The sequence below is a fragment of the Streptomyces sp. NPDC002690 genome, from assembly GCF_053592415.1.
The window spans coordinates 1-5,981 of record NZ_JBSFVR010000423.1 but is presented as its reverse complement, the minus strand read 5'-3'; the positions used below and the strand labels follow the sequence as shown (position 1 = coordinate 5,981).

At 68.2% G+C, this 5,981-nt stretch carries 6 protein-coding genes; 2 read left to right on the top strand and 4 right to left on the bottom strand.

Going from position 1 to position 5,981, the window contains the following annotated elements; all coding sequences use genetic code 11:
* Positions 1-244: 244 nt before the first annotated feature.
* From ACWD3D_RS32345 to ACWD3D_RS32335, 3 genes are all read right to left on the bottom strand, one after another.
* Positions 245-613, bottom strand: a complete 369-nt coding sequence (locus ACWD3D_RS32345) for a holo-ACP synthase (protein WP_451464294.1) — start codon at positions 611-613, stop codon at positions 245-247.
* A 28-nt stretch (positions 614-641) separates the two neighbouring features.
* Positions 642-2,534, bottom strand: a complete 1,893-nt coding sequence (gene glmS, locus ACWD3D_RS32340; protein WP_451464293.1) for a glutamine--fructose-6-phosphate transaminase (isomerizing) — start codon at positions 2,532-2,534, stop codon at positions 642-644.
* Between the two features lie 72 nt (positions 2,535-2,606).
* Positions 2,607-2,969 (bottom strand): DoxX family protein, encoded by a 363-nt coding sequence (locus ACWD3D_RS32335; RefSeq protein WP_451464292.1) that lies wholly within the window; start codon positions 2,967-2,969, stop codon positions 2,607-2,609.
* Between the two features lie 125 nt (positions 2,970-3,094).
* Between ACWD3D_RS32335 and ACWD3D_RS32330 the strand changes: the two genes are divergently transcribed.
* Positions 3,095-3,472, top strand: a complete 378-nt coding sequence (locus ACWD3D_RS32330; protein ID WP_451464291.1) for a winged helix-turn-helix transcriptional regulator — start codon at positions 3,095-3,097, stop codon at positions 3,470-3,472.
* 793 nt (positions 3,473-4,265) lie between these two features.
* Positions 4,266-4,475 carry a hypothetical protein gene (locus tag ACWD3D_RS32325; protein WP_451464290.1) on the top strand — a complete coding sequence of 70 codons (210 nt, stop codon included), beginning with the start codon at positions 4,266-4,268 and terminating at the stop codon, positions 4,473-4,475.
* Between the two features lie 229 nt (positions 4,476-4,704).
* Here ACWD3D_RS32325 and ACWD3D_RS32320 read toward each other — a convergent pair whose 3' ends face one another.
* The gene (locus tag ACWD3D_RS32320) at positions 4,705-5,304 is read right to left on the bottom strand and encodes a hypothetical protein (RefSeq protein ID WP_451464289.1); all 600 of its coding nucleotides are present in this window, start codon (positions 5,302-5,304) and stop codon (positions 4,705-4,707) included.
* Between the last annotated feature and the right edge of the window lie 677 nt (positions 5,305-5,981).

The window sequence follows — 5,981 nt, the reverse complement described above, 5'->3', positions numbered from 1 at the left end:
CACCCGGCCGTTGCGCCGCAGCAGGTCCCCGCAGGCGACGGCGAGCCCGGCGGCGGCCCGCTGCATCAGGGCGCCCTCGGGCAACCGTGCCATCAGGGCCTGCTCGGCGGCCCGTACGGTCTCCACGCTGTAAGCGGTACGCATCGGTCAGCCCTTCACACGTCGGGAGGAGCGGGTCCAGTACATGATCGATCGGCGGGTCGGCTCACACGTACCCGTACGCCGGTCCGGGCACGCCACGGTGTCAACCTTCCGCGACGACCATGGCCGACGCCACCCCCGCGTCATGGCTGAGCGAGAGGTGCCAGTTGCGGACGCCGAGGGCCTCGGCGCGGGCGGCGACCGTGCCGGTGACCCGGAGGCGGGGCTGTCCGCTGTCCTCGACCCAGACCTCGCAGTCGGTCCAGAGGAGGCCGCCGGGCGCCCCGAGGGCCTTGGCCACGGCCTCCTTGGCGGCGAACCGGGCGGCGAGCGAGGCGATGCCGCGCCGCTCGCCGCCGGGCAGCAGCAGCTCCTGTGCGAGGAAGAGCCGCTCGGCCATCTGGGGCGTACGTTCCAGCGCGGCGTCGAACCGCGCGATCTCGGCGACATCGATCCCGACCCCGATGATCACGGGCCCACCCTCGTTCTGTTCTTGATGCCTATTCCACGGTCACGGACTTCGCCAGGTTGCGCGGCTGGTCCACCTCGTTGCCCCGGGCCGTCGCGAGTTCGCAGGCGAAGACCTGCAACGGGACCGTGGCGACCAGGGGCTGAAGCAGCGTAGGCGTCGGTGGAATCGTAATGAGGTGGTCGGCGTACGGGGCGACGGTCTCGTCGCCCTCCTCCGCGACGACGATCGTGCGGGCGCCCCGGGCGCGGATCTCCTGGATGTTGGAGACGATCTTGTCGTGCAGGACGGACCGCCCGCGCGGGGACGGGGCGATGACGACGACCGGCAGGTCCTCCTCGACCAGCGCGATCGGCCCGTGCTTCAGCTCGCCGGCGGCGAACCCCTCCGCGTGCATGTACGCGAGTTCCTTCAGCTTCAACGCCCCTTCCAGCGCCACCGGGTGGCCGACGTGCCGGCCGAGGAAGAGCACGGTGTTCTTGTGCGCGAGGGAACGCGCCAGCTCGCGGACCGGCTCCATGGTGGCGAGGACGCGTTCGACGGCGTCCGGGATGTCGGCCAGTTGACGGACGATCGTACGGATCTCGTCGCCGAACTTCGTCCCCCGCACCTGTGCGAGATAGAGCGCCACGAGGTAGCAGGCGACGAGTTGGGTGAGGAACGCCTTGGTGGAGGCGACCGCGACCTCGGGCCCGGCGTGCGTGTAGAGGACGGCGTCGGACTCGCGCGGGATGGTCGAGCCGTTGGTGTTGCAGATGGCCAGCACGTGCGCGCCCTGCTCCCGGGCGTGCCGGAGCGCCATCAGGGTGTCCATCGTCTCGCCGGACTGCGAGATCGCCACGACCAGCGTGTTCGGCGAGAGGATCGGGTCGCGGTAACGGAACTCGCTGGCCAGCTCGGCTTCGCAGGGCAGCCGGGTCCAGTGCTCGATGGCGTACTTCGCGATCAGCCCCGCGTGGTACGCCGTACCGCAGGCCACCACGACCACCTTGTCGATCTCCCGCAGCACGCTCGGCGGCAGCCGCACCTCGTCCAGCGTCAGCGCGCCCTCGCCGTCGATCCGCCCGAGGAGGGTGTCGGCGACGGCCCGGGGCTGCTCGGCGATCTCCTTGAGCATGAAGGAGTCGTACCCGCCCTTCTCGGCGGCGGAGGCGTCCCAGTCGACGTGGTAGCCGCGCACCTCGGCGGGCGTACCGTCGAACCCGGTGACGGTGACCCGGTCCCGGCGCACCTCCACCACCTGGTCCTGGCCCAGCTCGACGGCGTCCCGGGTGTGCGCGATGAACGCGGCGACGTCCGAGGCGAGGAACGCCTCACCGTCCCCGACCCCCACCACCAGCGGCGAGTTGCGCCGCGCCCCGACGACGGTGTCCGGCTCGTCCGCGTGCACGGCGACCAGGGTGAAGGCCCCTTCGAGACGGCGGCAGACCCGCCGCATCGACTCTGCGAGCCCGCTGCCCGCCTCGAACTCCTCGGCCAGCAGGTGCGCCACCACCTCGGTGTCCGTGTCCGAGGTGAGGTCGTGCCCGCGCCGGGTCAACTCGGTGCGCAGGGTGGCGAAGTTCTCGATGATCCCGTTGTGCACGACGGCGACCTTGCCCGCGTTGTCCAGATGCGGATGCGCGTTGGCGTCCGTCGGCGCCCCGTGCGTCGCCCACCGCGTGTGCCCGATGCCGGTGAGACCTACGGGCAGCGGGTGATCCTTGAGTTCCTTCTCCAGGTTGACGAGCTTGCCCGCTTTGCGGGCGCTGGCGAGCCCTCCGCCCGTTCCGCCTGCTTCGGCCTCCCCGTCCGTCCTGTCCGCCCCGTTTGCCAGTACGGCGACCCCGGCGGAGTCGTATCCCCGGTACTCCAGCCGCTTCAGCCCCGCGACGACTACGTCCTGCGCCGACTGTGATCCGACATAACCCACGATTCCACACATGTCGGCACGATAAGGCGGGAGAGGTGGTCAGGGCGGGGGTTACGGAAGGGGTGGGCGTGGGGCCTTCTCGCTCTACCTGGCGGCAGCGAGCCATACGGCCACGGCGGCCAGCACGACCAGCGCGGCGTTGAGCCCGGTCTCCTTGACCTCGCCCCGGGACAGATGCAGGGCGCCCGCGAGGAGTTGGAGCACGACGAAGCCGAGCGCGGAGACCAGCGCGAGGACGGGGGCGATCCCGGTGAGCGGCGGCAGGATCAGTCCGGCGGCGCCGAGGATCTCGACGACCCCGATCCCCCGGACCGCCCCCATCGGCACGGTGTCCACCCAGCCCATCATGGGCGCGAGCTGCTCCTTGCTCTGCGCGACCTTCTTGCCCCCTGCGTAGAGGTAGAAGACGGCCAAGAGCCCTGCGACGATCCAGTACGCGATGTCCATCCTCGTCCTCCGTCATGATGGTGAGCAGAGCGGTGCGGACCCACATGATGGGCGCGGACGGAGGCGCCCACAAAAGGCACACCGGTGTGCGTGAGCGGAGCAGAGGACGGTTGCCCATGTCGCCCATGTCGAAGAACCGCGGCTCCTGCCTCATCCGGGGCGACGGCGGCCGGACGATCCGGGGCCTCCTGGACCGCATCGGCGACCGCTGGTCCCTGCTGGTCGTGGCCACCCTCGACGGCGAACGCCTCCGCTTCGGCGAGCTCCAGCAACGCGTCTCCGGCATCTCCCAGCGCATGCTCACCCGCACCCTGCGCAACCTGGAGCGGGACGGCCTGGTGCGCCGCACGTCCTACCCGGAGGTGCCGCCCCGGGTGGAGTACGAACTCACGACCCGGGGACGGACTTTGATCGGGCCGGCGGTGGCGCTGGCGGAGTGGGCGGTGGATCACGGGGCGGCGGTGGAGGTCAGCCGGGAGGAGTGGGACGCGGGGCGGGCGTGAGGGGGCGCCGGACCACGGACACCTCCGCACCGCCGCGACCGGCCTTTCCGGTCTTCCGCGAACCACCGCCCGGATATCGGGCATGAGACAGCCGCATGTACGCGGCAGTGCAACAGGACGCGGCCCCACCGGAAACAGATCCGGTGGGGCCGCTGAGTGACTGCGACGACGGGACTGCCCGCCGGTTACCCGGGGTGGGCCGGATCACCCTCGGGCAGAGCGGCAGCGAACGAACAGCAGAGCGGACACGGATCGTCCTGGACCGCCTGCGGGCCCTTCGCGACGTGCCCGAAGTCGCCGAACTGCTGGCGTCCTGAGCGCCCTCGGAGAAGGCACCCACCGGCCAGGGCCAGCACCCGGCACGATCCGGGCCTGAGCGGGTGGGGGTCCCTCGTCGGTCGGGCAGCTTCGCCGTGCCAGGGTTCCCCGGGAGCCACCAAGGCTCACATCGTGACGCGTGCGCTCGGCCTGGGCGGTCCCCGGGGGTTCCTGGTACCCCTCCGGTGACCGGACGGCGGGGGACCCCCACCCGCGGCTCCAAACCCCGCACCACGACGAAGCCGCACCCGGCACGTGGCCCCCCGCCCCTCGGAGGGAGGGCCGGGGTCTGGGCGGAGCCCCGGAAAAGGTTGGCTGTGCTGGCTGTTGCGCGCCCGGACCGGCGGGGCCGCCGGCAAGCGGGGCGGAGACAGGAGCGGGCGGCGGCCCCGCCGGGCCGGAGCGCGCGCGGGCCGCGCCAGCGGACCGCCTTGAACCAGTAAAGAAACTCTGAACAGCTCAGCTCAGGCACGTCGTGCAGCAGGGGGCGGAACTCGTGGTGATCAAGGGACTGTTGGGGCACACCCACACCGGTGTCACCTCCACCGTCCACGCGCACGTCCGCCTACGCTTCCAGTGCCAGGCCATCGACCTCCTCAGACACACACTCAGCGGATACGCCCAGCTCTCCGCCGAGACCGACGACGGCGACGATCCGCCGGTTTGCGCAGCACCCGTCCGCTGACGTTGCCGTCAACTACTGCCGCCAAGACAGCCAGAGGCCCCGTTGGAGCACCTCTCCGACGGGACTTCTGTTGCGTTCGTAGCTCTACTTCCTCAGCCTCGAATTCACCGTGAGCAGCCGCTCGCGAATAAATTCTTGATCGCCATCTCGAAGCCCCGGACGCGAGCAACTGACAGAAGCACCGCCGCGGCTTTGCTGGGGCCACTGCCAGGACGGGCTGCGCGTGGCATCAACCAGTGATGCCGGCGTCCTCATCCGTGTAATAGGCCTCGATCAAGCGCGCGTAGGCCTGCGCGAAGCTCTCGCTTCTCGCGACGGCAACGAGTGGGTCCTCGCTGGCGATCGCATCAAGCCCACGGGCCTCTTCCTCCAAGGCGCTGAAGTCGACCTCGTGCCAGTCAGCAATGAGATGGCCTTCCTCTCCCATCCCTACATGCGCCTCAGCGAGTTCGTCAGCCCTCTCGAGTGCAGTGTTCAGCACATCTGCATCATCGGGTGCCCGAAGGAAGTCAAGAACCTCCGTCGCGAAGACCATGTGGTCGACGATTTCTGTCTGAAACGGCGGCCCCTCGGGGTCACTGGCTTCGAGTGCACCTTCGAGGGCCTCGTAGAGTTTCTCGAGATCCACTTGTCTGGCATCTCCGCGAGCCACGCCCCTTGCCGACTCGACCACTCGGGCGAGTACTTGCCGCTCCCGCTCGAACCACGGAGAGAACTTCGGATCGTGGTGAATGCTGCAGTAGCGCACGAGTAGAAGCGCCCCGACCCTCAGTTTCCCGCCCTCATCAAGTTCCTCAACGCGGTCGACTACTTCTGGAATTTTCGTCACGGCGAAAACATCCTCTCACCCATGTCGCTGAAGATACCGTTCGCATATATCTTTACACGCCCAGAGAACGTCTGACCCCCGAGGGATCCACCCAAAACGCGGATTGAATTCTCGCAGAATGCACAAATGTTTCTGTTGGCGGCGCCACCGAGTACCGTCCATTGGTTCTTCTGAATGTAGGCAAGTGCGGCCATCTCTGCATGCCCCCTGCCGTTCGCGTACACATCACCAGCGGCTTCATCAAGTTGATTCTTGATCGCCTTGGGTACGTAGGGCCAGTTCGGAGCAACTACTGACCTAATATTCCCCTCAGTATCCCGAGCCATCAGCACCGCTGCCCCGCGAGGCGAATAGGCGAACTGGACCGCTTTCACCGTATCATTTCTCACTAAACCACGTTCAAGAGTTTAACAATTTTCACGCATTCGCCATTCGGCATTGCTCGGCAAATCGAGCTGCTCTACGAACTCCCTTGATTTAGCACCAATTGTGACCGCGAACCGCCCATGAGCCGCCTGCTTTGGTCCAGCGTCTGCAATCAGCCCATCGGTGGCATACCATCGCCACCCAGGCCCTGGCCACCTGCTGCCGGCGAAGGAAATCTCATCAAATCGGTTGAGCACTCCTCCCAGGTCGCTTTCAGAGAGATCTGCACACCATGCCACCACCGGGGCCGC